Annotated in this window: 17 protein-coding genes; 6 read left to right on the top strand and 11 right to left on the bottom strand. The window is 71.4% G+C overall.

The genetic code is table 11. The features are described from left to right. Nucleotides 1–145 precede the first annotated feature (145 nt). Nucleotides 146–502, top strand: a complete 357-nt coding sequence (locus tag WME76_RS29165) for an arsenate reductase family protein (protein ID WP_437285430.1) — start codon at nucleotides 146–148, stop codon at nucleotides 500–502. An 88-nt stretch (nucleotides 503–590) separates the two neighbouring features. Here the strand turns inward: WME76_RS29165 and WME76_RS29160 are convergent, their stop codons facing one another. The 4 genes from WME76_RS29160 to WME76_RS29145 form a co-directional block, all read right to left on the bottom strand. After that, on the bottom strand, nucleotides 591–1,304 hold the full coding sequence (locus WME76_RS29160) for a hypothetical protein (RefSeq protein ID WP_437955536.1): 714 nt from the start codon (nucleotides 1,302–1,304) through the stop codon (nucleotides 591–593). 128 nt (nucleotides 1,305–1,432) lie between these two features. Continuing rightward, entirely contained in the window at nucleotides 1,433–2,449 is a 1,017-nt protein-coding gene (locus WME76_RS29155; protein ID WP_437955535.1) for a hypothetical protein, read from the bottom strand. A 208-nt stretch (nucleotides 2,450–2,657) separates the two neighbouring features. Continuing rightward, nucleotides 2,658–4,157: a serine/threonine-protein kinase gene (locus WME76_RS29150; protein ID WP_437955534.1), complete on the bottom strand. Its 1,500-nt coding sequence runs from the start codon at nucleotides 4,155–4,157 to the stop codon at nucleotides 2,658–2,660. A gap of 340 nt (nucleotides 4,158–4,497) precedes the next feature. Continuing rightward, complete coding sequence (locus tag WME76_RS29145) at nucleotides 4,498–6,570, bottom strand: hypothetical protein (RefSeq protein ID WP_437955533.1); 2,073 nt, start codon at nucleotides 6,568–6,570, stop codon at nucleotides 4,498–4,500. A gap of 282 nt (nucleotides 6,571–6,852) precedes the next feature. On the opposite strand from WME76_RS29145, the gene gndA reads away from it, so the two are divergent. Then, a complete protein-coding gene (gene gndA / locus WME76_RS29140) occupies nucleotides 6,853–8,385 on the top strand; it encodes an NADP-dependent phosphogluconate dehydrogenase (protein ID WP_437955532.1) in 1,533 nt (510 codons plus the stop codon). Between the two features lie 69 nt (nucleotides 8,386–8,454). On the opposite strand, the gene WME76_RS29135 is transcribed toward gndA, so the two are convergent. The 5 genes from WME76_RS29135 to WME76_RS29115 form a co-directional block, all read right to left on the bottom strand. Further along, nucleotides 8,455–8,943, bottom strand: a complete 489-nt coding sequence (locus WME76_RS29135) for a hypothetical protein (RefSeq protein WP_437955531.1) — start codon at nucleotides 8,941–8,943, stop codon at nucleotides 8,455–8,457. A gap of 339 nt (nucleotides 8,944–9,282) precedes the next feature. After that, nucleotides 9,283–10,425, bottom strand: coding sequence for a hexokinase family protein (locus WME76_RS29130; RefSeq protein WP_437955530.1), 1,143 nt, complete (start codon nucleotides 10,423–10,425; stop codon nucleotides 9,283–9,285). A gap of 130 nt (nucleotides 10,426–10,555) precedes the next feature. After that, nucleotides 10,556–11,605, bottom strand: a complete 1,050-nt coding sequence (locus WME76_RS29125) for an AgmX/PglI C-terminal domain-containing protein (RefSeq protein WP_437955529.1) — start codon at nucleotides 11,603–11,605, stop codon at nucleotides 10,556–10,558. A gap of 159 nt (nucleotides 11,606–11,764) precedes the next feature. After that, on the bottom strand, nucleotides 11,765–12,199 hold the full coding sequence (locus WME76_RS29120; protein ID WP_061617238.1) for a response regulator: 435 nt from the start codon (nucleotides 12,197–12,199) through the stop codon (nucleotides 11,765–11,767). A gap of 333 nt (nucleotides 12,200–12,532) precedes the next feature. Further along, nucleotides 12,533–16,651, bottom strand: coding sequence for a chemotaxis protein CheB (locus WME76_RS29115; RefSeq protein ID WP_437955528.1), 4,119 nt, complete (start codon nucleotides 16,649–16,651; stop codon nucleotides 12,533–12,535). A gap of 253 nt (nucleotides 16,652–16,904) precedes the next feature. Between WME76_RS29115 and WME76_RS29110 the strand changes: the two genes are divergently transcribed. Further along, nucleotides 16,905–17,570 (top strand): hypothetical protein, encoded by a 666-nt coding sequence (locus tag WME76_RS29110; protein ID WP_437955527.1) that lies wholly within the window; start codon nucleotides 16,905–16,907, stop codon nucleotides 17,568–17,570. A 280-nt stretch (nucleotides 17,571–17,850) separates the two neighbouring features. Here the strand turns inward: WME76_RS29110 and WME76_RS29105 are convergent, their stop codons facing one another. Then, nucleotides 17,851–18,468, bottom strand: a complete 618-nt coding sequence (locus WME76_RS29105) for a hypothetical protein (protein WP_437955526.1) — start codon at nucleotides 18,466–18,468, stop codon at nucleotides 17,851–17,853. A gap of 88 nt (nucleotides 18,469–18,556) precedes the next feature. Then, nucleotides 18,557–21,058 (bottom strand): M1 family metallopeptidase, encoded by a 2,502-nt coding sequence (locus tag WME76_RS29100; RefSeq protein ID WP_437955525.1) that lies wholly within the window; start codon nucleotides 21,056–21,058, stop codon nucleotides 18,557–18,559. 477 nt (nucleotides 21,059–21,535) lie between these two features. On the opposite strand from WME76_RS29100, the gene WME76_RS29095 reads away from it, so the two are divergent. From WME76_RS29095 to WME76_RS29085, 3 genes are all read left to right on the top strand, one after another. Continuing rightward, nucleotides 21,536–22,681, top strand: coding sequence for a hypothetical protein (locus WME76_RS29095; RefSeq protein ID WP_437955524.1), 1,146 nt, complete (start codon nucleotides 21,536–21,538; stop codon nucleotides 22,679–22,681). Between the two features lie 11 nt (nucleotides 22,682–22,692). Beyond that, a complete protein-coding gene (locus WME76_RS29090) occupies nucleotides 22,693–24,150 on the top strand; it encodes an OmpA family protein (RefSeq protein WP_437955523.1) in 1,458 nt (485 codons plus the stop codon). Nucleotides 24,151–24,454: 304 nt separating this feature from the next. Further along, nucleotides 24,455–25,531 carry a PAS domain-containing protein gene (locus WME76_RS29085; protein ID WP_437955522.1) on the top strand — a complete coding sequence of 359 codons (1,077 nt, stop codon included), beginning with the start codon at nucleotides 24,455–24,457 and terminating at the stop codon, nucleotides 25,529–25,531. Nucleotides 25,532–25,757 lie beyond the last annotated feature (226 nt).

Here is a 25,757-nt window from a genome sequence, read left to right as displayed (position 1 = left end):
AGGGAAGCAGAGTGGAAGAGAGGATGAGAATTTTATTTTCTCTCTTCCTCTGTGCCCTCTGTGCCTCTGTGGTTCGATTCTCTTCTTCTTTATCTCCGTCGAGGAGCCGCTTGCTCTCTGCCGGCGGTGGGGGCAGAAGGCCCGCATGAGCAAGGTTCAGATCCTGTCGTATGCAGGCTGCAGCACCTGCAAGAAGGCGCTGAAGTGGCTCGGCGAGCGCGGCGTCGACGTCGCCGTGCGGCCGATCGTCGATGAGCCGCCGACGGCCGAGGAGCTCGCCAGGTGGGTGCCGGCGAGCGGGCTCCCGGTGCGCCGGTGGCTCAACACGAGCGGGCAGAGCTACCGCGCGCTCGGCAAGGCGCGGGTGGACGCCGCGAGCGACGAGGAGGTCGCGCGGTGGCTCACCGAGGACGGGAAGCTCGTCAAGCGGCCCGTGCTGGTGAAGGGGAACGAGGTGCTTGTCGGCTTTCGCGAGGACGACTACGCCGCGCTGTTCGGCTGACGCTCCCGGGGGCATCCAGGGCAGGCGTTCGAGACGACGTCGCCTTCCACAGACAGGCGCGGCCTGCAGAGAGGCGCGGCGGGGCGCCTCAGGGCGCCGAGGGGAAGCGGCCGGTACGGACCTGGCTCAGCTCGAACGAGCTCTCCGGGTCGAACTTGTTGTCCGTCGTGCCCTTGCGCGTGCGGCTGACCACGACGTCCACATCGCAGGTCTCGGGATCCTGCGAGCGGGTCGACTCCAGCGTGCCGGCGTCGATGGTGTAGGTCCCCGGGTCGCCCCCCACGTCGATCCGCACCGGGAAGATGCAGTCGCCGTCCACGTGGATCGCCATGTCGTCCCCCGACCCGCTCGGCGACCACGCGATCGTGATCTCCTCGTCGCGCGGGACCGCCTCCCTGGGCAGCTCCTCGAGGTCGAACGGGTCGGGGAGCGTCCCGGCGTTGCCCGTCGCGTCGTCGTCGTCCTCGCGGTCGAGCGCCACCGTGAACTCGGTGTCTCCGGCGCCGACGTCGAAGTCGGCCACATAGACCCCGGTGCCCTGGGCCGACATCTCGACCTCCTCGCCGTCCGCCGCCGCCGAGATCCGGTCTCCGCCGCTCAGGATGACGTACGTGTTGCTCTCGTCGCCGCCGACGCGGAGCGTGGCCTTCAGGCTCGTCGACGACGCGCTGTCGGCGGTCGCCTCCAGGGTCGCCGAGATGCCCCCGGTGCGGATCTGCTTCGAGTCGAGCGTCTCCGTGCAGCCCGCGAGCAGGCCAGTCGCCGCGAGCCCGAACATCGCCATCGTGGTCTTCGTGATCATGAGTTGCCTTTCCTTCGTCACCGCGTCCCCGCCCGGGCGTGTCGACCTGTAGTTTTTCATTGATACTACAATTCGCCGCGCTCCCCTGCGGATCGCACGATTTCGACGAGCCAGGCGCGGTGGCGAGCTCACCAGTGGCCGCGCACCGCGACGCCGCCGCCGGTCGGCGCCGCGAGCAGCGACCAGCGCAGCGCGCCGACCTGCCCGACCTGCGGGCGAGGCGGGGGCGGCTCCGTCAGGAAGAGCAGCACCGCCGCGCCGGCGAGCACGCCGCCGGCGCCGAAGCCGATCGTGCTCGCCAGCCCGAGGTCCTTCGCGCGGTCGCCGGCCGCCTTCCCGACGGCGCTGCACGCCGCCACGCCGGGCTGACCGGGGACGTCGTCGCACTCGTCGTCCGCCAGGCTGCTCTCGCTGATCGCCATCCAGCCCGTCACCGACCCGAAGATCAGCGCGCTCGCGGCGAGCCCGCCCGCCACGTAGGTCACGACGCGCCGGCCGCTCGGCCCCGCGTCCGGCGGCGGCGGCGCGGGGCGGGCCCCCGGCGGCACGACGGCCCGATCGCCCGGACCCTGCGGCTTCACGGGCGGCGGTGCCTCGGCGGGGGGCTTCACCTCGAGCTCGATGGTCCTCGACTCCGACGTGTCGATCGTGAACCGCACCTCGTGCTCGGGCCCGCCCGGCGCCCTCGTCGTCACGACGTGCTCCCCCGGGTTGACGGGGAGCGCGATGCCGAGGGACGGCTCCCCAAGGGTGATTCCGTCGCGCTGCACGACCGTGCCCTGGGGCGCGTCGGGCGGCAGCGACAGCGTGAGTTGCGGCACGAGCGGCGCGAGCGCGTCGCGCTGCTCGAGGGCGACGTCGTAGCGCTCGCGCTGCTGGAGCTTCTCGGCCTCCGACATGCGGGAATACAGCGCCAGAAAATCGTTGTAGCGCGCGACGGCGGTGGCGATGCGCCCCCACCGCGCCTCGCACTCGGCGAGCGTGAACAGCCGCCCTGGGCGAGGATCGAGCCGATGACTCTCGCTGAGGGCAGGGCAGCCCGTCGGATACCGGCCCGCCAGCATGTCCGCGAGACCGCGGTTGAACAGCGACTCGGCCACCGCGACGGCGTCGGGTTGCGCGTTGGCGGGAGCGGCGATAGCCATGCTCAGCAAGCCGCCCAATAGGGGCCCAGACCAGACGAGGCGCATCGGTTGACGCATGAGATATCATCCCTGGTATCCCCCCAGGGAAGAAAGTCATCGCGCCGCTGCCGCTGCCGCTGCATCGCGTCGCCGCCGTTGCATCGCGCCGCTGCCGCTGCACCGGCCCGCCGCGCAGGCCGCTGCGTCGGCCCGCCGCCAGGCCGCGGGATCAGTCCGCCGAGTAGAGCGACTCCCGGGGCCTGGCCGACGAGGAGGCGGACGGCTGCGTGGACGGCCCGGGCCCGGCGCTGGCCGACGGCGCCGCGCTGGCCGACGGCGCCGCGCGAGGCGGCGCCGTCGAGGATCTCGCGCTGGCGGATGCTGCTGCGGGGGCGGGCTTCCGGTCGCCACCCTCGTGCGGCGCGGAGGCGCTCGCCGCAGGCGTCGCGGGCGCCACGAGCTCGAGCGCTCCGGCCGTCTCGGAGGCCCTGGGGAGCGCGGGGACCGGCGCGATGAAGGACGGCGTCGAGGTCGGCAAGGGGGGCGCCGACGGGGCCGCCTGCGCGCGAGCTGCGCCGCCAGGGGCGGCGGGCGCGCCCCCGCGCAGCGACGCGATGGCGATGGCGCCTCCGCCGATCAGGGCGAGCGCCGCGAACGCGAGCGTGGAGCGGCTCCGCGGCTTCGCGGCCTGGACCCTGGTCTCCACGCCCGTGTTGGAGGACTGGGCGGCCACCGGCACCGAGGAGGACGCCGCCGCCGGCACCGAGGAGGGCGCGGCCCCCTGGCTCCCGCGCGGGAACGGCGTGTCCACCGCGGAGAGGCGCGACGACCTCATCGGCGGGGGCACGATGTCGAAGACATCGGCGAGCGCCTCGACCGCGGCCGATGCGGTCGAGAAGCGCGCCTCGGGGTCGCGCGCCGTCGCCTTCGCGAACCACGGATCGAAGGCCGGGGGCAGCTTCACCCCGTCGGCCTCGGCGCGCGCACACGCGGGCTCCTGCGGGCCGTGCATCGCGATCACCGCGAACGCGAGGCTGTTGCTGAACTCCCGCATATCGTTCAGCCAGTACGCCTTGCCGACGAGGAGCGTGTACGCGATCTGGCCGAACGCGAAGAGATCGACGGCCTTCGTGATCGACTCGCCGCTGAACTGCTCAGGCGCCATGTAGAGCGGCGTCCCGAGGGCCGCGGTCGTCGCCGAGTCGACCGCGGTCTCGGCGACGAGCTTGGCAATGCCGAAATCGAGCACCTTGATGCGGAGCTCGTCGTCGTCGTCGCTCGCCGCGAGGAAGAGGTTCGCCGGCTTGAGATCGCGGTGGACGACGCCGGCGGCGTGCGTCTTGTCGAGGGCGATCGCCGTCTGGCGCAGGTAGGTGACGGTCTCCTCCGGCGACAGGCGGCCGGCGCGGCGGACGCGCTTGCTGAGCTCCTCGCCGCGGAGCAGCTCCATGACGAGGAACGGCATGCCGGTCTCCCCGTCGATGCCGGCGTCGAACACCTCGACGATGTGCTCGGTCGCGATGCGGGCGGCGACGCGCGCCTCGAGCTTGAACCGGGCATGGAACTCGGGGTTCTCGGCCAGGTGCGGGTGCATCACCTTGAGCGCCCGCCGGCGCTCCGTCTCGACGTGGACGACCTCGTAGATCGCGCCCATCGCGCCGGTCGCGACGCTGCGCACGACGCGGTACCTGCCCGCGAACAGCCTCCCTTCGACGAAGCTCAGCGACATGGGTCCACCGCGTCGAACGAGCTTACACCATGAGGTCGCACGCCTGCACTCGGGAACTGGTTGTGGTTTGCCCCCCTACAGCGCTCGCCAGGTAGGGCCCAAGGAATGACGGCGTGGTGATCATTTCGTCATGACGATCTCGTTGACGCTGCCGGCGGCATCTCGATGCCGCGATCTCGGATCTCGGGCCGACGTTCCCTGACAGGCTCGAGATGGGCGTCATCGAGATTTTCGCCATGCAGTTCAATCACGGTGAGCGGGAAGCGTCCACCCTCTGGATCGACCCCGGCCATTCCTGCCGCTGGACGCGGCGCGCGCCGCGTCCAGCGGCGGGCCCTCGTCAGAGCACGAGCACCGCGAGCAGCCGGGGACCGTGGAACAGGTCGAACCCGCCGATGTCGATCTTGCGGCCGATCGTGTAGGTCGTCTCGTCGCCGCGCCTCGTCGCGTGGATGCCGGACACGATCCCCTGGCCGACCGCCTCGACGTTGTAGGACAGCTCGGTGAGCAGTCGGAGCCGGCTGAGGTACGAGGTCAGCCGGAGCCGGAGGCCCACGGACAGGTTGCCGGAGAAAGCGATCATCGTCGCCTCGTCGACCTCGCGCTCGCCGCCGGGGACCGAAGGGTCCCCCGAGAAGGCGTAGCGCACCGGGCCGGCGCCGCCGTACAGGCCGATGTCGCCGAAGGGCGCGAGGCGCGGCCACTCGCCGTTGCCCATCCGCAGGCTGAAGCCGCCCTGGTAGAACCGCGACGTCACGCTCTGGGCTGGGCTCTGCCGCTCGAACAGGTAGATATCGCCCTTGCCCGGCTCCCGCTCGCGGAGCTCATAGAAGATGCGCGGGAGCTTGTAATCCATGTACCGGAAGCCGGCGAGCAGCTCCTCGAGATAGAGATCGTCCGCCGCCTCGGGGAAGAGCTTCGTCACGTCGAAGCCGACGTCGATCTGGCGGACGAGGAGCTGAAACGGCGCGCTGGCGACGACGCCGGCGTCGCGCCCGGTCGCCGGATCGACGGCGATCTCGGCCACGTCGCCCGAGGTGAACCGCGCGACCTTGAGGCTCGTGCGGAGGCCGACCAGGTCGGCGCCGATGTCGAAGACGTCGCTCGCGAGGCCGTTCAGGCCGATCAGCTTGCCGAGCGAGCTGTCGTAGCGGATGTCGCCCCCCGACGAGAACAGCCGGTCGGTCTTGAACCCGGCGTTGAGGCGCGCGGCGTCGCGCACGTGCTCGAAGTCGTACGTGATCATCGCCCGGCCGCCGACCATGAACACGGGGTCGACGTCGTAGGCGAGCCGCCGCGTCCTGCCCCGGTAATCGTTGATGCCGCCGGACGAGTTCGGGCTCGCGATCTGGTGGAAGAAGAGGAGCTCGACGTCGCCCTTCAGCCGGAGGTGGACGGCGTCGAGGCTGATCGCCCTGCCCTGGTCGAGCAGGCTCTCCTGCATCTCGAAGCCCGCGGTGTCCTCGATCGGCGTCCGCGCCGGCACGGAGAGCGCCTCGGCGCAGGCGGAGAGCGCCTCGCGCTGCTCCTCGAGCACCCGGGAGAGCGCCTCGGCGCGCGCCACGGCGGCCGCGTAGCCGGGCTCGCCGCGCGCGACGCGCCGGGCCTGCTTCACCACGTAAGGCGCCACGGCGAGCGCCTCGACGTGCATGCGCAGGAGGAACGACACGGCGCGGAGCGCGTCGCGCGCGATCGTCGCGGCGGGCTCGTGCCCCGCGCTCGCCGCGCGGAGCGCGGCCGCGGCCGCCGCGATGTCGCGCTGCGCTCCGGCGAGCGCCCGGCGCCGCGCGGCGGCCCGCGCGCGCGGCGCCGCAATCTCGGGCGTGTCCGGGGCGCCGAGGGGCCTGCCGGCCGAGAGCCGCGCGACGGTCCGCTCCTCGGCCGCGAGCGCCCTCGCGTGCTCCGCGAGCGCCTCCCACGCGGCGGGCAGGCCGCTCGCCGCGCTCGCGCCGGCCGCGCCGGCCGCGCCGCGAGCGTCCGACGCCGGCGCCGCGAGCGCGGCGAGCGCGTCGAAGAGCCGCGCGAACGCGGGCGGCGACGGCCGTGGCGCCCTCGCGCGGGCGAGCGCCTCGTCGAGCTTCACGCGGTAGAGCTTGGCGAGCGGGACCTCGTGCTCGCCGTCGTACGGGGGCGCCTCCTCGAAGCGCTCGCGGAGCCGCTCGCCCTCCTCGTCGTCGAGGCGGAGCGCGGCGATCCACGCGTCGCCCGGGGAGTAAGGGGTGCGCGCGAGGACCTCGTCGGCCAGGGCGGCCGCTCGCTCCAGATCGACCGCGCGATCGTCGATGATCGCGCGGCGGGCGTCCTCGTTCGCGAAGGCGCGCGCGGCGCGGACGTTGTACGCGGGGGGGACGCAGGCCGAGGCCGAGGCCGCGGCGAGGAGCAGGAGGCCTACGAGCGCCGGGCCCGGTCGCACGGGCGAGAGCGTACCACGGCGCCCGAGCGCGGCTCCACAGCGGCCGCGGCGGCGCGGCGGCGGGCGAGACGCGCGCGGCGGCGGCCGGCGGGAGAGGCGCGCCGGCCGGTCGCGACGGCGCTGGACGCCGCGCCGCTGGCCTGCTCAGAATGCGCGGCCGTGGCTGCCAGCCGACCCAAAGATCGACGGCGCGCGGGACGATGCCTTGCTGAGCCGGCCGATCCGCACAACAAGAGCGGTCGCTGACGGAGCATGAGCAATGTGTGAAGGAGAAGAACTGGGATGAATGATGCCACATCCAGCTGCGACATCGGCATGATCGGGCTGGCCGTCATGGGCGAGAACGTCGCGCTCAACATGGCCGACCACGGGTTCAAGGTGGCCGTGTTCAACCGCACGGTGCAGGTCGCGAAGGACTTCGTCGCCCGCAACCCGAGCACCCCCGGCGGCCTTGTCTACTGCGAGACGCTGAAGGATTTCGTCGGCGCCCTGAAGAAGCCGCGCAAGGCGGTGATCCTGGTCAAGGCCGGTCCGCCGGTGGACATGGTGGTCCAGCAGCTCCTCGAGGCGGGGATCGAGCCGGACGACATCGTCGTCGATCTGGGCAACTCGCTCTGGACCGACACCATCCGGCGCGAGAAGGAGTACGCGTCGAAGTGCAAGTTCTTCGGCTCCGGCGTCTCGGGCGGCGAGGTCGGGGCGCGCTTCGGCCCCTCGCTGATGCCCGGCGGCGACCCCGAGTCCTGGAAGCACCTGGAGCCGATCTGGCGCGCGATCGCCGCCAAGGTCGACCCCCAGAACGGCAGGCCGCTCGAGGGCGCGACCCCCGGCAAGCCGGTGGAGGGCGGCGTGCCCTGCACGGCGTACATCGGGCCGAACGGCGCGGGCCACTACGTGAAGATGGTCCACAACGGCATCGAGTACATCGACATGCAGCTCATCTGCGAGGCGTACACGCTCCTCGACGGGCTGCTCGGGATGTCGAAGGACGAGATGTCGCGCGTCTTCTCCGAGTGGAACAGCGGCGATCTCGACTCGTACCTCATCCAGATCACCGCCGACATCCTCCAGCAGAAGGACCCTGTCCAGAAGGACAAGCCGTTCGTCGATTTCGTCCTCGACACGGCGGGTCAGAAGGGCACGGGCAAGTGGACGAGCAGCAACGCCCTCGACATGGGCATTCCTGCGAACGCGATCGCCGAGGCGGTGTTCGCGCGCTGCCTGTCGGCGCTGAAGGACGAGCGCGTCGAGGCCTCGAAGCAGCTCACCGGCCCGACCCCGACCCCGGTCCAGGACCGTCAGGGCACGATCACCGCGATCCGCGACGCGCTGTATTGCTCGAAGATCTGCGCTTACGCGCAGGGATTCCAGCTCATGGCCGCGGCCCAGGCCGAGTACGACTGGAAGCTCGATTTCGGCACGATCGCGAGCATCTGGCGCGGCGGCTGCATCATCCGCGCCCGGTTCCTCCAGAAGATCACGGAGGCGTACACGCGCAATCCCGGGCTGACGAACCTCCTGCTCGATCCGTACTTCAACGAGCAGATCAAGAACGGTCAGTCCAACTGGCGCAAGGTGGTCTCGATCGCCGCGCAGAACGGCGTCTGGGCGCCGGCGTTCATGTCCGCCCTCTCGTACTACGACGGCTACCGCGCCGCCCACCTGCCGGCGAACCTCCTGCAGGCGCAGCGCGACTACTTCGGCGCGCACACCTACGAGCGCACGGACCAGCCGCGCGGCAAGTTCTTCCACCTCGACTGGCCGCACCCCTCCCGTCCCCAGCTCGACATCAAGGGCACCGGCGGCGGGCACTGATCCCTCGCCAGACTCCCCTCCTGAGCTCGCAGGCCTGAGCAGGGCCATCCGGGCCGCCCGGAACCCCGCTCAGGTCAGGCTGATCCGCGGCCGCAGGTTGCGCTCCCGCAGGAACGGCTCGAGGTCGTCCACGACGTCGAGCTGCACGCCGGCCAGGCTCATCGCCGCCGCGATCGTCTGGATGCCCATGCGCCCCAGCTTGTTCATCTCCGGGGGCGGCCGGACCACGATGTGCTCGATCCGCTCGCGCACGCTGAGCCCCCACTGGGTCAGGATCACGCGCGCCTCGGTCTCGTACCGCACCATGAGCGCCATGTCGTAGAGGAAGTAAGCCCGCTCCCCGGGGCGCATCACCGCCACGAGCTTCTGGTACCCGTCGACCGAGATGAACCGCGCGATGTCGCCCGTCGCCGCCGTCTCCCGCAGGAGCTGCACGAGCATCCCGGCCGGCTGCGTGATCCACACGCCGACGCTCCCGCTGTCATCGACCAGGTGCGGCTGCCTTCGGAACGCGAGCTTGCGGTTCGACGGGAGCATCTCTCTAACGACAATAGCCATTCTGGCTACCAGGGCCCGCCCGCGACAACCGGCGGCGCACGACCGGATCGGCCAGGCCGCAGCTCGCTCCTGTTTCGCACCTCACCGGCCAGCCCCTCCCATGTCGCCCACGCTGCGCCATCGTGGTCGCAAACGGCGGATACGGCCAGAAATGTGTGATCCCTCCGATCTCGAGGCGCCCGGGTCGTATCCCGGATCGCATCGAGCGGGCCCGGGTGGGCGCGCTGCGCGCCTCGACGGGGGCTCCGGGAGCGCGAGATCTCGGGAAGATCGCTGGATCCTCGACGGCGCGCCCGCCGGGCGCCCTCCGCGCCGCGCGGGGGGGCGGCGCGCCGGCGATCAGGCGAACAGCGCGGCGCAGGCCGAGCCGATCAGGTTGACGTGCTCGAGCCGCGCGATCCGGGGCTCGACGCGCGAGCCGACGAGGGCGCGCAGCGTCTCCTGCACCCGCGGCGCATAGCGCGGGTCGCCCCAGAAGAGGCTCCCCTCCGCGAGGATGCCGACCCCAGGAGGCGTGTCGAGCACGTCCACGACCGCCGCGAGCGCCGCCGCCACGAGGTCGGCGGAGCGCTGGAGGAGCTCGCCGGCGACCCGCCGCGCGTCGCCCGCGCCCTCGTCGCGGAGCCGCACGAGATCCGCAGAGCTCGCGAGGGGGGCGTGGTCCGGGCACAGCCGCGCGAAGAGCCGCGGCAGGTAGGCCCCGGACACCGCCTTCTCGAAGCGCTGGGCCCCAGGGTTCTCGGAGGCCGCGTCGACCTCCGCGTCGAACGGCTGGAGGTGCGGCGGGTTGAAGTTGCCGTTCTCGAGGTTGACCGCCATCGGGGCGACGAAGTGCCCGGTCTTGAGCTTCGGGATCCGGCCCGCAGGGAGGAACGTGGCCATGTTCGTCCCCGTCCCCACGATGAGCCCGATGAACGCCGCGGGCTGCGCGCCGCCGTGCGCGAAGGCACCCCCGAGCAGGCTCGCCACCGTGTCGTTCAGCACCCGGACCGGGCCGGGCCGGAGCTTCCGCGCGGCGAGCGCCCGGCCGAGCCGCTCGCCCACGTTGGTGCCCGCGACCCCCGCGACCTGGACACCCTTGGTCCAGCGGAGCAGCCGCGCGTCCAGCGACGGCAGCGTCTCCGACGGATACGAGAAGCAATAGCCCACCGGCAAGCCGTGCACGGGGCCGAGGCGCTCGACCAGCTCCGCCTGGACATCGAAGAAGGCGTCGGCCGTGATCTCCGGCCCGCCCGGGAACTTCGCCGGCTCGGGCCCGGCCACGAGGCGCGACACGCCGCCCGGCGCGAGCTCCACGACCGCAGCGCGGAGGTTCGTGCCGCCGGCGTCGACCACCACGGCGCGCCCGGTCATCCCGTCCGGCGGGGGCGCGAGGTAGGCAGGGAGCGCGGCGATCTCGGTGCCCGGCGTCGAGAGGCCGAAGACGGTGCGCGCCGCGAGGGTGCGGCGGATGTCCTGGAGCTCGGAGAGCGAGAGCTTCATCGGGGGAATGCTTACCCTCTGGCTTCAGAGAAGGAAATAACTTTGCACGTCGCGCCGCGAGCGTGCTTGATGAAGGCCCCGCTCGGACGGCAGCGCGCCAGCGCCTGGCCGCCGGCGATTGCGCTCTGCGTCACCTCGAGGAGGTGGCCGAAGAGCGGTTGTCGTCCACACCGAAGACGACGGGATAGACAACGCTGGCGACGCCCTTGTTGTCCGCGGGGGAGGGGAATCGGAGGCCGCGGAAGACGTCGAGCACGCAGTCGATGACCTTGTCGTCGCGGAGCGGCGGGGCGGGCGAGGACGGCGCGGCCGCGCCGGGCGAGGGGAGCGCGATCAGCAGGGGCGCGTCCGCGGGCGGTCGGTCGGCGTCTCCCGCGTACGTCACCTTGCCCTGGCCGTCGACGACGAGGTGCACGGGTATGCGCCCTTCGAGCTTGGGATTCTTGCGAAGGCCCTTTTCGTAGCAGGCGCGCATGGCGCCGAAGTTCTCCTGGACGACGCGCCGCACGACGTGGGGCGGGATGTGGGCTTTGCCCTTGATCGGCTCATACGGGTTGCTCTTGCAACGGCCGACGATGCTCCGCACCACCTTCGCGTCCTTGTCGAGCTCCCGCTCCAGCCCGGCGCGCGCGGAGCCGGCCTTCTTCAGGTTGGGCTTGTTGAGGATGAGCGACGCCCGCAGCTTGCGGATCGCGGTGCTGGTCCGAGCGAAGCTATCCCGGATGTGCCTGGCCTCGCGGGCGAGCTCGGGGTCGGCGGGGCGGACCGCGGGCGCGCCGGCCCAGAGGTCGAGCCGATCCGCGATCCGCAGCAGCACCTCGGGCGGCGTGCTCAGGTCGGACTCCCGGAGCACCTCGATCATCCGCGAGGCCTTCTGCACCTCGGGCCCGAGCGCCTTGCAATCGGCCTCGGTCGAGCGCTCGCCGCGCTTCTTCCCGGGCGAGGCGGCAGGGGCGCGCTCCTTCGAGGGGACGGGGACCGGCGCGCGCGCCTTCGAGGGCTCGGGCGCGCCGTCGCGGGCGAGCCGGCTCCCGGGCGAGCGCAGCGCGGCCCGCTCCTTCTCCGCGAGCGACGGCAGGGCGAGCTCCTCGGGCGCGGGCAGCGCGAACGCCTCGGGCGAGGGCAGGGTGAGCCCCAGCAAGGCATGAACTCCGACGAGGACGAGCAACGCGCTTCGCATCGGTTCCTCCGACGTGGGTCCGACGTACGGTCCGCCGATTTGATACAGTACACCGGTCCGGACAACGGCTGCAGGCGAAACCGGTGGAATCCTTCAGGAAGGTGGGACACCCGGGGCAGGGGGACGGCGACCCTGCGAGGCCGCCCCGGCATGCGCGGCTCAGTACGGCGAGGAGGGCGGCCGGTCCACCTGGTCCGCCTTGTCGGCGTCCGCCGCCGGGGACTTCGACGAGGCGGCGATGAGCTCCCGGATGCTCCGCTCGAGCTGCTCTATCCGGATCGGCTTGCTCAGGAACATCGAGTTCTCCACCTGACGGAGGCTCTCCCGGATGGCCGGATCCCGCGTCCCGGTGAGCAGGATGATCGGGAGGTCGGCGCGGATCTTCCGGACCATGGAGACGAGCGTCAATCCATTGATGTCCGGCAAGTAATAGTCCGTGACCAGCACGTCGGCCTGCATGATGAGCGCGCGCTCCTCCAGGGCCGATCGGCCATTGAAGAAGCAGGTCACGTGATGCCCGTCGAGCGACAGGATGTCCTGCCACCCCTCGCACAGCTCCTCGCTGTCCTCGACGATGATGATGTTCAGGAGCATGCTGTCACCACCGCGTGAACCTGCGTGTTGACTGCACGCCGGGCATTCCTGACGGATTAGCAGCTCACGCGACGGGCGTCGAGGGATCCACTCCCCGCGGCCCGCCGTGCTCAGGCGTCAGCGGACTCCGAGATGCCGCGCGGGAGGCGCCGCGCAGGGCAGAGCGCGGTTGGATCTTGTAGTTCATGTACAATTGTGGTCCAGATCGCTTCATCAGGCGAGGGTGCGGGCCGGGGATCACCCCGCGACGCCTCGATGAGCGATGACCGATGACCGCCGGCCGGATGCGACGACCGCGGCGGTGGGCGCCCGCGATCCGGCGGCCTCACGGCGTCACATGGGCTTCCGGGGCAGCTCCAGCTCGAAGCACGTATTCTTGTGATCCATCACGAGGCGCAGATCGCCGCCGTGGTGCTGCGCGATGTTCCGCGAGAGGCTGAGGCCGAGCCCGGTGCCGTGCTCTTCCTTCTTCGTCGTGAAGAACGGCGTCATGATCTTCTCCGCGAGCGCGGGGTCGATCCCCTTGCCGCTGTCGATCACGCGCACGTAGACCAGGTCGTCCGACGATCGCGCCTCGATCCGGATCCACCGCTCCCGGAGGGACGAGATGGCGTCCACCGCGTTGTTGAGCAGGTTGATGAGGATCTGCACGATCTGGACGGGATAGCAGTCGATGACGAGGTCCTCCCGCGGCAGATCGAAGCTGAGGTGGGCGCTCGCCTGCTGGAGACGGAAGCCGCTGACGCGGACGGCCTCGCGGACCAGCTCCTGGACGTTGTGAGGGCGGAGCTTCTCGGACTCCATCCTGGTGATGGACTTGAGGCCCGAGATCACGTTGGTGATGTTCTCGACCATCCCATCGACCTCGACCGCGATCCGGGACAGGCGCTCCTTCTCGATCTGCCCGCGCTCCGCCAGCCGCTTCAGCAGATCGGTCTTCGTCGTGATCACGTTGAGCGGCGTGTTGATCTCGTGGGAGATCCCGGCCGCGATCTCGCCGAGGGAGGCGAGCTTGCTGAACCGCGAGAGCTCCTCTTGCTGGGAGAGGATGAGCCGCTGCGCCTGGACCCGCTGGGTGACGTCGAAGATGAGGAGGATGAGGTAGCTCGGCTCCTCGCCGCCGAAGCTGATGGTGGCGGTCCTGAGCTCGATCCAGAGCTCGCCGCCCGCCTTCTCCGCCAGGTTGATGGTGAACGACGCGAGCGGGCTCTGGCGGGCCGCCTCCGAGAGCTCGGCGATGCGCGTCGACTCCGCGCCGCTCAGCACGACGTCGAGCAGCTCGTCGAGCGGCAGCCCGTGGAGGTCGGGCGCGCCCCTGCCGACCTTGTCGGCGAACTCGTTCGAGGCGAAGGTCACCCGGTACTGCCCCTCGGCCGACTCGAGGATCGCGAGGCCCGCGTTCGAGGCGGAGACGACCTTCTTGAAGACCTTGAGGTGCTGCTCCTGGAGCACCCGCTCGGTGATGTCGAGCGCGATCGTGCAGACGGACTGGGCGTTGCGCCGCTCGTCGAGCAGGGGGAACTTCGACGACAGCCAGTACCGGAGCTTCCCGCCCACGTGCAGGCTCTCCTCGAGCCACATGGACGACCGGGCCTTCAGCACCTCGAAGTCGCGCTCTCGCATGGCGCTGCCGGACTTCGGGCCGAACAGCTCCTCGTCCGTCCTCCCCAGCACCTCTCTCTCGGAGCGCCCGAGGACGTCGCAGAAGCGCTGGTTGACGTAGACGTAGGCGCCGATCGAGTCCTTCATGGTCACGAGCGCCGGCGTGTTGTCGAGGATGGCGGAGAGCCTCTCCTTGCTGACCCTGCTCTGGGTGAGCGCGTGCACGGGCTCGGTGTTGTCGACGAAGCTGAGCACGGCCCCGTCCACCTCGCCCTTCGACCCCTCGATGAGCTGGATGCACGCCTCGAAGTGCCGGTCGAGGACCTCGAGCTGGTGCCGCATCGGCCGACGCTCCTGGAAGCTCGCGGCGACCATGTCGAGGACGGGCTCGACGCTGAGGTGGGAGAGGGCGGCGCGGATGTGCTGGCCGCGGTCGACCTCCGAGATGCGGAAGAGGTGGCGGGAGGCTGGGTTGTAGTCGGTCAGGCGGAGGTTCTTGTCGACGACGAGGAGGGGATAGGCGATGGCGTTCTGGATCGCGACGAGCCGCTGGTTGAGCGTCAAGAGCTCGGACGACTTGACGTTGATCTCCTGGTTCAGCGTCGTGAGCTCCTCGTTCGCCGACTGGAGCTCCTCGTTCGTGGTCTCCAGCTCCTCGTTCGTGGACTGGAGCTCCTCGTTGGACGACTGGAGCTCCTCGTTGAGGGCCTGCAGCTCCTCGCTCGCGGTGTCGTGCTCCTCGATGACCGTCTGGAGGTGCTCGCGCGCCGCCGCGAGCTCCTGCTCGAGCCGCCAGATCTGCTCTTCCGGCGCGAGGCGGGAGCTGCCCGCGGGCGCCCTGACGGGGCGGGGGGGGTCGTGCGGCGCGTGACCGAAGGAGATGATGAACTCGGTCCGGCCGTCGGCGGAGAGCGGGACGACCGTGAGCTGGATCTTCCGATCCTCGCGCTCGATGACGAACGCGTGCCGCTGGTCCCCGCGCGCGGCGTGACCCGACCGCTGGGCGCGGTGCAGCAGCGCGCCCAGCTCGGCCGCGACATCCGGCGGGAGGAGCTTCTGGATCGTGACGGTGGGGTCGCCCTTCGGGAAGCGCAGGTACCTGTTGGCGCCCCCGAAGACGTGCCGCACCCGGTGGTCCTCACCGACCAGGACCGAGTCCGGGGCGAAGCCGTTCACCATGGAGGTGAAGAGATCCAGGGCCGTGGTGGACTGGCGATCCTTCGTGATGAGCGCGCTCTCGCGGTTGAACTCCTGCCTCGAGTACGAGCGCGGGAGACCGCCCTTCTTCGCGGACCGGATGAAGATCTTCGCGTTCTTGTCCGTGAGCTCGAACAGGTCGCCCGCCGTCGTCGCCGACTCGGACTTGCCGAGGAACAGGACACCCTGGGTGTCCATCGCGAAGTGGAACGTCCTGAGCGTGTGCTCCTGCAGGTGGGAGTTGAAGTAGATGAGGACGTTGCGGCACGAGACGAGATCCAGCTTGAGGAACGGCGGATCCTGGGCGACGTCGTGGCGCGCGAAGACGATCGCGTCGCGGACGTAGTCCTTCACCTTGAACCACTGGTCCTGCTCGTCGAAGTACCTGGACCGGAGCCGCGGCGGGATGTCGGCGACCGAGGTCTTCTGGTAGAGCCCCTTGCGCGCGGCGGACATGGCCTGCTCGTCGATGTCTGTCGCGAAGATCTGGACGTTGAGCTGCTTGTTCGCCTTCGCGAGCGCCTCGAAGACGAGGATGGCGATAGAGTACGCCTCCTCGCCCGTGGCGCAGCCGACGACCCAGGCGCGGAGGTTGTCGCCGGTCTGCTTCTGGTCGATGCGCTCCGCGACGGCGGCCGCCAGGGCCTTGAACGAGGGCTCGTCGCGGAAGAAGGACGTGACCGAGATCAGGATGTCCTGAAAGAGGACCCTGCCCTCCTCGGGGCGCAGGCGGAGGTAGTCGGCGTAGGCGTCGATCGACTCGCTGTGCGTGGCGATGACGCGCCGCTCGATGCGCCGGCGGACGGTGGACTGCTTGTACTTGGCGAAGTTGACCCGGCTCGCCGTCTCCAGGAAGGAGAGGATGCTGTGGTACGGGTCCTGGTAGGTCAGGCCGAGCTGCCGGAGCGAGGCGTCCGGCTGGTCGGGGCGCTTGGCGAGCTCGTTGAACTTGCTGAGCTGATTGGCCATGTCCTCCAGGCCGAGCTCGAGGTCGACGGCGCCTGTCTGCTTGGCGGCGCGCGGCATGCCGTCGTACTTGGCCGACTCGGGGGTCTGGCAGATGGTGACCCCGCCCGCGGCCTTGATGGCGCGGACGCCCTGCGCGCCGTCCGACCCCGTGCCGGAGAGGACGACGCCGATGGCGTTCTCGCCGTAGTGCTCGGCGATCGACTTGAAGAAGAGGTCGACCGAGGGCTTGGGCCCCACCTTGGCCTCGGGGCGGCGCAGGAGGAGGGCGCGGCCGTCGGCGATCACATTCGCGTTGGGCGGGGTCACGTAGACGGTGTTCGCGCAGAGGTCCTCGCCCTCGGAGACCTCTTTGACGCTCAGGGACGTGGAGTGGCTGATGATCTCGACAAGCCGACTGCGGTGCTGCGGGGCGAGGTGCTGGACGATGACGAGGCTCATCCGGTCGGCGCTCTTCAGGCCGCCGATCAGGATCCGGAGCGCCTCGAGGCCGCCCGCGGAGGAGCCGATCCCGACGACGTAGGAGGGGGGCGCGTGGCCGGCGGGCGCTCGAGGAGCAGGCGCCCCGGCGTCCTCGCCGGCGGGGACGAGCGAGCGGGCATCCAGATCCGGTGCGGCCTGCGCCGTTGCCGGTTTCTTCTTCCTGCTGGATGGCCGCCTGGCGCGGCTGCTGTTCTTCGTTCTCATGGACAACAGGGCGCGGGCGGAGGGGTCGAGAGAATATCGGATGCGCGCGTAGGGAGCCATCCGATACCACGCTGCGCGCGGCGGCGCAGGGGCTCCGTCGTCGTCGGCGAGGCGGGCGACGCGGGCTCGGCCGCGGCGCGCCCGGCCAGGATCGCGGCGGCGGAGCGCGGGGGCTGCCGCGCGGGCCGGGGATCGTGCAGGATGCAGGGCGCCTCACGCGGAGGGACGCGAGAGGCGGTCGAGAGTGTGCAAGGTGAGCAAGCGCGAAAAGAACGGCCGCGGCGTGGGCGGGAAGGACGATCACGGCAAGGGCGGGGGCGAGCTCGCGGAGGCGGCGCGCGCGCTCGAGCGCGAGCTCCTCCGCTTCGAGGAGCTCGCGGAGTCGGCGCGGAAGATGTCGCTCGACACGCGCAAGGGCATCGAGCGCGCGGCGAAGTCGACGACCGAGGCCGCGGAGGCGCAGCAGCGCGTGAGCGTGGCGCTCGGGTCGCTGATCGCGGCGATCGCGGCGGCGCGGGATCGCCACGAGGCGACGGCGACGGCGCTGGCGGCGCGCGGCGAGGAGATCAAGCGGCGCGCAGAGCAGCTCGGGGGGCTGTTCCAGCGGTTCGCGGCGCTCGCCGAGGAGGGGCGGGGGATCAACCTGCTGGTGCAGGAGACCGCGACGCGCCAGCGCGACGCTGCGACGCCGGAGCAGATCGGCGAGGTGGTGACGGCCATGGACGAGGTGGAAGTGCGCATGGGGCGGCTCGCGGACGAGGCGCGCGAGCTGGTTCAGGCGGCCACGGCGGCGGGGATCGCGGATCTGGCAGAGCAGGCGGAGGGGATGCGGCAGCAGGTGACCGCCATGCGGAACAAGGTGGGGCTCCTGCGAAAGGGGATGATCGCGCGGCTGTCCGGGGGGACGGGGGACAACTAGTTCCGCCCGCCAGGATTCCGGCCAGGGATGAGGAGAGATTTGAACGCAAAGGCGCCAAGGCGCAAAGACGCAAAAAGGCATGAAATGATTGATTTTTTTGCGTCTTTGCGCCTTGGCGCCTTTGCGTTGAATCTCTCTTCTCGCGAGGCAGATCCCTGGCAGGATTTCTGCCCGGCGGACCTAGGGAGATCGCGGGACGGGACAGCCCGACCCCCGACGAAAGGGCCTCCCGTGGTTTCGTGATGGGCCGAGAGGAGCTGTTTGAAGGCTTCCGGAGGGGCTATCCGCCGGAGGGGGCGCGGCAGAGGGTGAAGTAATGATCGAGGGACTTCTCTCCCTTGTACGCGGCGCCGATCGAGACGTGCTTCGAGACGCGGCGCATGAAGTCGCGCGTTCCGTCGTAAACGAAGGATTGAAGGCCCTTGCTGTTCGGGACGACCGGAGGCCAGCCGTCAGGCACGGGGCCGTCCGGGACCTGGAAGTAGTCGATCACGATCGCGCCGCGCTCCTGCCACGCAGGATTGCCGGCGGTCGGGAGCGCGACGAAGAACCCAGGGCCAACCCAGGAACGCGTGAGACCCTCGTTGTAACCAAAGAGACGCGCGCTGCCGTCCTCGGGGACAGCAAAACGCTTCTCGAAGAAACGAAAGGGAGAGGGGAGAGGAAGGCTGTTCCGACCCTTGTGATGCACGCCCACACGAGGTGGAGTGCCGTCCGGGACGAAGAAGTCGAGCGTGAGCGAGGGGGCCTGGCTCGCCGCGACGTAGAGCGCGCGCTGATCGGCGCGGCTCGTCGTCGACAGGGCCAGGAGGCGCTCGTCGTGCGTCAACCCGTCGAGATGGTCGGCGAGGCGAGCGACGGGGGCGCCCTGGCGAAGAAGGTGGATGAGCTCCGACATGGGGAGGCGAGCATAGCAGCGCTCGGTGCCGGCGCAGGTGGCCAGACGCGCCGCGAAGGGCCCGGCGAGGTGGGCTGTCGCGAGCGCTTCAGCCGCAGCCGGCCGGAGAGCGCAGCAGGGAGAGGGGGAGCTCGGTCAGGTCGGCGCCCTCGACGGCCGCGGCGAAGCGGTCGAACGCGCGCTCGTCGCCGGCGGTCAACGCGACCGCGGCGCAGACGGCGGAGGGATGGACGGAGCGGGCGGCGCGCGAGCGGAGCACCCGGATCAGGCCCTCGAGCGCCGCCTCGTTGCCAGCGGCCGTGGGCGCCGCAGAGGACAGCACGGCGCGGAGATCGGCGTTGAGGACGTCGGCGACGTCCGTCTCGCCGAGCACGCGGACGAAGAGGGCGCGCCACGCGGGGAGGGCGGCGGGGTCGAGGCCCTCGAGGTAGGCCGCGAGGTGCCGGATCGCGAGCACGCGCGCGCGCACCGAGCTCGCGGCGAGCGCGACCTGCCCCCACGCGCGGAGCGCCCGCTCGGGCGGCAGCCGGAACTTGGACAGGAACTGGAGCCGCGCGTCGGAGACCTCGCCCGACACGAGCCCGGCCTCGAGCGCGGCCCAGTCGTCGGCGAACAGCGCCTCCGGCGAGACGACCGCGCCGCACGCGGCGTAGCTGTCGACGTAGTCGAGCCCGTAACTGTAGGGCGCCGCGGCGAGCACGCCGGTGAGCACGCTCGTCCACGCGTCGCGGACCTTGGCGTCCAGGTCCGGCGCGCAGGCGGCGTCGCACGCGGCCGCGATCGCCACGGCCCGGGCGGCGTCGGCGTCGAGGGCCTCCACGAAGGGCTCGAACTGCTCGGGGGCGAGCCCCTCGGGCAGTCCGCTCTGCAGCGCGGCGAGCTGGTGCGCGCCGCCGACGTCGAGGAAGCGCTCGACGCCCCCGGGATCCGACGGGACGCGGAGCGGGGCGACGGCCGCGGCGTAGGCCTCGAGATCGCGCTCGGCGCCCAGGAAAGCCCGCTCGGGGTGGCGATCCTGCGGGTCGACGAGGAGGAGCTCGGACGGGCGCCGGGGCGCCACCTCGACGCGCTCGCCGGGCAGGAGCGCCTGCGCGCGGGTGAGGCCGTCCGCGGTCACCCAGGCGAGCTCCAGCGGCGCGACGAGCGCGCCGTCGGGGTCGCGCAGCGTCACGAACGCGCCGCCCGTGGGCCCGGGCTCGACCTCGAGCGACGGGAGCGCCCTGGCCGCGACCGCGCGGCGCGCGCGGGCCGTCGCCTCCGGGCCGAGCGCGGGCGCAAAGGCGTCGAGGAACTCGCCCGTGCCGATGCTGCCGAAGCGGCGCGCCTCGAGGACGCCGCGGAGCGTCGACCAGAAGGCGTCCTCGCCGGTGAGGCTGCGGATCTGGGTGAGCAGCCAGGCCGCGCGGCCATACGGGCCGCTCGTGTACTTCTCGTCCGGCGCGAGCGACGGGTCGCGCACCGCGTCGCCGTCCCTGAGGCCGAGCTCGTCGCCGTTCAGCGTCCCCGCGCCGCTCTCGTCCGTGTAGGCGCGGACGGCCTCCTGCTCGAGCAGCGTCGCCATGCCCTCCTTGATCCAGAGGTCGTCCCACGTCGCCACCGTGACCAGATCGCCGAACCACTGGTGCGCGAGCTCGTGCGTCGTGAGCAGGAGGTCGGAGGCGAGCGCGGGCTGCGTGCTCCGCTCCTCGCGCTGGAAGCTGATCCCCGCGTGCTCGATGCCCCCCGCGGAGAAGTCCGGCAGGAGCACGAGCGCGTACTTCTCGAAGGGGTACGGCACGAGCAGCTCCTCGAAGCGGCCGATCGCGCGCGAGAGCTCGTCCAGCATCGCGCCGTGATCGCCGGGGAGCCCGCGGCGGCGCCAGACCGCGAGGGGGAGGTCGCCCCTCGCGCCGCGCTCGACCTCGAAGTCGCCGACCGCGAACGCCATGAGGTACGTCGGCAGCGGGTAGGCGGTCTCGTAACGGACGAGGCGGCCGGCGGCGCCGAGATCCTCGTCGCTCACGAGATCGCCGTTCGCGATCAGCGACTCGCCGCCGTCGACGCGCAGGGCGACCGAGAACACGGCGCGATCCGAGGGCGCGTCGTGGCAGGGCATCCACCGCGACGCCCCGAGCGGCTCCGAGACCGTGTAGACGGCGCGCACGGCGACGGGGTCGCCCAGGCGCGCCGGCACGGCGCGGAGCGCGTCGCCGGAGAGCGCCTCGTAGTCGATCTCGATCTCGATGGGACCGCCGGCCGTCGCCTCGGGCACGCTCGAGAGGTCGATCGCGAGCGCGTCGCGCGCGAGGTCGATCGCGTGCGGGAGCGCGCCGCCGCCCTTTTGCCGCACGTCCTTCACCTCGGCCACGGCGCTGTCGAGCACGACGCTCCGCGGGCCCTCGCCGGTGAACGACAGCGTGAGGCCGAGCGTCGCGACCAGGCGGCTCCGCTCCCAGTCGAACTCGCCCTGCAGGTCGTAGCGCTCGACGTCGAAGGCGCTTCCCTCGAGCGGCGCCGGGCCTTCCCCCGAGCACGCCGCGGCGAGGGATCCAAGCAGCAGGCACGCCCACCGGAACGCTCCGGGGCGGTGTTTCTGGACAGTGCAGTGCATCCGGTATCCTCGGTCGAAATCGGTCGAAGAAGACATCGTCTCGCGCGGCCAGGGCCCGACGTTCGGTGCGCCCGAGCGTTGGCCGCGCCGCGCCGCGCCGCGACGCATAAATGACCGCGGGACAGTTACAGAAACCGGGCGCGCGGCCAAGCGGGGCGCGCGCGCCGGAGACCGCGGCGGGAGGCCCGGCTCCGACGAGAGAGCGCGCCCGGTCGCTTGCATTGTGCGCGAGGAGACGCGCGTGGCGACGGGTGCGTGTGCTTGCGACCCTTGCGCACTCCAGGCGCAAAACGCCTTTCATTTGCAAGGGTTGCGCGGACCTGTGCGAGGATGCTCCCCGCCATGGCACATCACAGAACTAGGTGCGTACGGGGGCGCTCATGCGTCGCGCCGCTGGCTGTGGGGGCGGCGCTCGCTGTCGCGCTCGGGCCGACGAGCTCGGCCGCTCAGACGTGGACCGGCGGTCGGACGACGCCGGTGCTCGACGAGATCGTCGCGATCGACAAGACAGGGGAACCGCAGTGGCCCTACAGCGACGAGGACGTCGCGGGGGACGGCGCGGCGAGCTTCGCGGCGCCGGAGCAGTCCATCGACTTCCGCACCGCCTACGCGGTCGCCGACGCCGGGCGGCTGTGGGCGCGCGCGTACGTGTCGGGGACGGCCGCGATCGGCGCTGAGGCCACGCTGTTCGTGTTCATCGACGCGGACAGGAACCGGGGGACCGGCGGCACGGCCGAGGCGACGGAGATCGACCCGCGGTTCACGGCCGACGAGTCGATGGGCGGCTACGAGTTCGTGCTCGGCGTGAAGGGCGACGGCACGCTCTCGGGCGTCTGGGCCTTCGGCGCCGCCGGGAGCTACGAGCCGGTCACGGTCACCGAGATGCAGGTCGCTACCGAGGTAGGGACCGACGTCGACCCGCTGCTGATCAACGAGGCGACGCACGGGTACGCGCAGGGCTCGATCGACCTCGACGTCGTCGGCGTGAGCGCGGCGTGCGAGGCCAACCTCTACTTCCGCTCGGTGAACGACGCGGCGTCGGGGGGGCCGGGCGATCTCGACATCGGCCTCTCCGCCCCGTGCGTGGCCGACGACGGCGACGACGACCGCGTGCCCGACGTGATCAACCCGCCCACGGGCTGCACGCGCGACGCGGACTGCGCGGGCGCGGGCGTGTGCGTCGACGGGGACTGCGTGCTGCCCGTGTCGTGCGTCGACGCGACCGACTGCGACCCGGACGAGGTCTGCTCGCCCGATCACCGGTGCATCCCCGCGCCGTCGGGCACCTGCACGTCGAACGCCGAGTGCGGCGACCTCGTGTGCGTGGACGGGCAGTGCGGCCCGTGCTCGCTGGGCGGCGCCCAGTGCGGCGCGGACGCGCGCTGCGCGCCGACGGGGCGCTGCGTCGAGGGCGCGGCGTCGAGCGGCGCGGGCGGGCCTGTAGATCCGGGCGGGCCCGGGGAGCCGGACCTGCTCGAGGGCGACGCGGTCCAGGGCGGCGCCTGCGCCTGCACGGCGGGGCCCGCGCCGATCGGCGGGGGCGCGCTGTCGCTGCTCGCCGTCGGCGGGCTCGCGCTCGCCTGGCGGAGGCGCCCGCGCCGCGGGGCCGGAGGGGACCGATGAAGAGGAGACCCATGCGCGCACGGATCATCGCTGCCACCGCCTTCACCGTCCTCGCCGCCGCGACGAGCGCGTCGGCGCAGGAGACGGACATCGACATCGAGCGCTTCAAGCCCGCCGTCACGCACGACGCCTTCGTCGTCACCGAGGGCTCCGGCGTCCGCGAGCCCGCGGACCCGTGGGCGTTCGGGCTGTTCCTCAACTACGCGCGCAACCCGCTCATCGTCGCGACGGGCGCCGGCGACCTGCGGCGCCAGATCGTGAGCGGCCGCCTGGGCGCCGACCTCATGGCCTCGGTCACGATCGCGGAGCCGTTCGCGCTCGGCCTCGACGTGCCGTTCTTCCTCGCGCAGTCGGGGGAGGGCTCGCCGTCGTTCGCGGGGCTCGGCGACATCCGGCTCGTGCCGAAGCTGCGCCTGCTCGACGACCGCGACTCGATCGGCCTCGCCCTCGTGGCCGAGCTGCGCGTGCCCACGCACACCGGCGACTTCTCGGGCGGCGCGCGCAACGTCGTGTTCTGGCCGCGCATCGTGCTCGATCACCGCTTCGCGCCAGGCCTGCGGCTCGGCGTCAACGCGGGCGTCGCGATCCGCGAGGGGACGACGTACGCGAACGTCGAGGCGGCGAGCGAGCTGACGTACGCCGCGGCGCTCGGCTACCGCTTCGGCGGCATCGACGGCAAGGTCGAGATCGGCGCGGAGGCCAACGGCGGCATCGGCTTCGCCGCGGACGACCTGAAGGAAGAGGAGACGCCGCTCGAGGCGCTCGGGTACGTGAAGATCAACCCGAACGAGGAGTGGGAGATCACCGCGGGGCCGGGCATCGGCGCGCTGGCCGGCTACGGCGTGCCGATCTTCCGCGTGTTCGCGGGGGTGAAGTACACGCCGACCTCGCACGACGGCGACCACGACGGCGTCGACGACGAGCGCGATCAGTGCCCCGACGTCCCCGAGGATCGCGACGGCGATTACGACAGCGACGGCTGCCCCGAGGAGGACGCCGACGACGACAAGGACGGCGTGCCGAACTCGGACGACGAGTGCCCGGACGAGAAGGAGACGATCAACGGCGTCGAGGACGATGACGGATGCCCGGACAAGGGAGATCCGCAGGTCTCGTACGAAGAGGGCGAGTTCGTGATGCGCGACACGATCCGCTTCCGGAGCGGGTCGGCGGAGCTCGAGCCGGAGTCGTACAAGACGCTCGACCAGGTGGCGCTCGTGATGAAGGCCAACCCCGAGATCGAGCGCGTGCGGGTCGAGGGGCACACCGACGAGACCGGCACCCGCGAGCTGAACCTGCAGCTCAGCCAGGAGCGAGCGGACACGGTCCGGAAGTACCTCATCCAGAAGGGCGTCAGCCCCGGCCGGCTCACGGCGGAGGGCTTCGGTCCGGACAAGCCGCTCGCCGAGGGCGACGACCCGGCGAGCCTGGCGAAGAACCGGCGCGTGGAGTTCGTGATCGACGAGTGACGCGCCCGCCCCGGAGGGCGCGCCGCTGAATGCCTCGTAGTCCTCCACGAGCGCGAGGCGCGCCACACCACAACCGAGCTGCTCGCGGATCCGCCCTGCGGCGGCGCCGCTGCCGAGATCGCCTGGGCTGCTCAGCCTGCGCGCCCCCGGGCGAGCTCCGCCTTCGGACCAGGAACGGAGTGTATCAGGTGCTGCGTCGAGGTAAGCGCCCTCGGACGCAGGGAGAGGCCTTGCTCACCGAGTGCACTCCGCGCTACGTCTACGCATGGACGGACGGGAGAGCTCGCCGATGATAGAAGAGCCGTTGGGGCAGCGTGCGGAGTCAGCCTCGGGAGCCCCGGTTCCCTCCGGCGAGGAGGCGAGCGCGGCGGAGGCGAGCGTGGACGAGCTCAAGGCCGAGATCGCGCGCCTCCGCGGCCGCGTCGCTGAGCTGGAGTCGGCGCCGCGCGACGACTCGAGGGCTGGCGTCGAGGAGCGTGTCGTCTCCCCGAGCGTCGGGCAGCACGGCTATGACTACCTCGTCGCCCTCGTCAATCATGCCCCCAACATCTTCTTCATCAAGGACCTCGAGCATCGCTACGTGGCGATCAGCAGGCTCGCGGCGCAATACCAGCAGATGACGCCCGAGCAGGCCCTCGGCCGCAGCGAGCGCGACGTCTTCCCCCCGGAGATCGCCGAGAAGATGATCGCGGAGGAGGTGGAGGTCCTCGCCAGCGGCAAGCCGCTCGAATACGAGCAGGAGCTGCCGGACCCGTCCGGGACCCGCTACTTCTACACCATCAAGTTTCCCATTTACGATACGAAGGGCGCGCCGCTCGGGGTGGGCGCCTTCGTCACGGACCTCACCGATCTCAAACGTTCGGAGCTCGATCGCCTCTCGATGAAGGAGCAGGTGATCAGGGCGCAGCAGGCCGCGATCCGCGAGCTGTCGACGCCGCTCGTGCCGCTCGGGCCGGGGGTGCTCGCGATGCCGCTCGTGGGGACCATCGATAGCATGCGGGCCCGCGAGATCCTCGAGACGCTGCTCGACGGGATCTCCCAGCAGAGCGCCCACACCGCCATCCTCGACATCACCGGCGTTCGCTTCGTGGACACCCAGGTCGCCAATGCGCTCGTGAGCGCCGCGCGAGCGGCGCGGCTGCTCGGGGCTCGCGTGGTGCTCACCGGCATCACCCCGGCCGTGGCGCGAACGCTCGTGGACCTGGAATCCAGTCTGGACGGTATCGTTACCCTGGGCACGCTGGCGAGCGGCATCAGTTATGCGATGAGGGCCGGCGACAGCAAGAACAAGATGCCGGCACGCCCGGGCAGCCCCGCGACAAGCAACGGCGCTCTCCAGGCGAACCCGGCCACCGGCGCTGCGCCGCTGGCTCCGCGGTAGTCCGACCTCTTCATCCTCCTGCGCCGCGGTCGCCCGGCGTCTTGATGACGCTGCGGCGCCGCGCCCGCGGTAGCCCGACCTCTTCATCTTCCTGTGCCGCGGGACCGGCGCCGCGCCGCACGCGCCCGATCTCCCCTGTTGCGCCTGCGTCGCGAAAATTCACGCATCCTGAAGTCGAGATCGTGCAGGCGCTGCGCCGTCGAGCGAAGGGGCCGCGCGCGTCGTG

Source organism: Sorangium sp. So ce119 (assembly GCF_051524405.1).
Lineage (GTDB): Bacteria > Myxococcota_A > Polyangia > Polyangiales > Polyangiaceae > Sorangium > Sorangium cellulosum_G.
Note: the sequence above shows the minus strand (reverse complement) of the source record. Positions and strands in the feature narration are given on the sequence as shown.

Excerpts from the sequence above, each read along its gene's own strand:
- WME76_RS29130 (WP_437955530.1), bottom strand. The coding sequence starts at position 10,425 with ATGAAGCTCTCGCTCTCCGAGCTCCAGGACATCCGCCGCACCCTCGCG.
- WME76_RS29105 (WP_437955526.1), bottom strand. The coding sequence starts at position 18,468 with ATGTCGGAGCTCATCCACCTTCTTCGCCAGGGCGCCCCCGTCGCTCGC.
- WME76_RS29125 (WP_437955529.1), bottom strand. The coding sequence starts at position 11,605 with ATGCGAAGCGCGTTGCTCGTCCTCGTCGGAGTTCATGCCTTGCTGGGG.
- gndA (WP_437955532.1), top strand. The coding sequence starts at position 6,853 with ATGAATGATGCCACATCCAGCTGCGACATCGGCATGATCGGGCTGGCC.
- WME76_RS29135 (WP_437955531.1), bottom strand. The coding sequence starts at position 8,943 with ATGGCTATTGTCGTTAGAGAGATGCTCCCGTCGAACCGCAAGCTCGCG.
- WME76_RS29155 (WP_437955535.1), bottom strand. The coding sequence starts at position 2,449 with ATGGCTATCGCCGCTCCCGCCAACGCGCAACCCGACGCCGTCGCGGTG.
- WME76_RS29120 (WP_061617238.1), bottom strand. The coding sequence starts at position 12,199 with ATGCTCCTGAACATCATCATCGTCGAGGACAGCGAGGAGCTGTGCGAG.
- WME76_RS29160 (WP_437955536.1), bottom strand. The coding sequence starts at position 1,304 with ATGATCACGAAGACCACGATGGCGATGTTCGGGCTCGCGGCGACTGGC.
- WME76_RS29150 (WP_437955534.1), bottom strand. The coding sequence starts at position 4,157 with ATGTCGCTGAGCTTCGTCGAAGGGAGGCTGTTCGCGGGCAGGTACCGC.
- WME76_RS29100 (WP_437955525.1), bottom strand. The coding sequence starts at position 21,058 with ATGCACTGCACTGTCCAGAAACACCGCCCCGGAGCGTTCCGGTGGGCG.
- WME76_RS29165 (WP_437285430.1), top strand. The coding sequence starts at position 146 with ATGAGCAAGGTTCAGATCCTGTCGTATGCAGGCTGCAGCACCTGCAAG.
- WME76_RS29115 (WP_437955528.1), bottom strand. The coding sequence starts at position 16,651 with ATGAGAACGAAGAACAGCAGCCGCGCCAGGCGGCCATCCAGCAGGAAG.
- WME76_RS29090 (WP_437955523.1), top strand. The coding sequence starts at position 22,693 with ATGCGCGCACGGATCATCGCTGCCACCGCCTTCACCGTCCTCGCCGCC.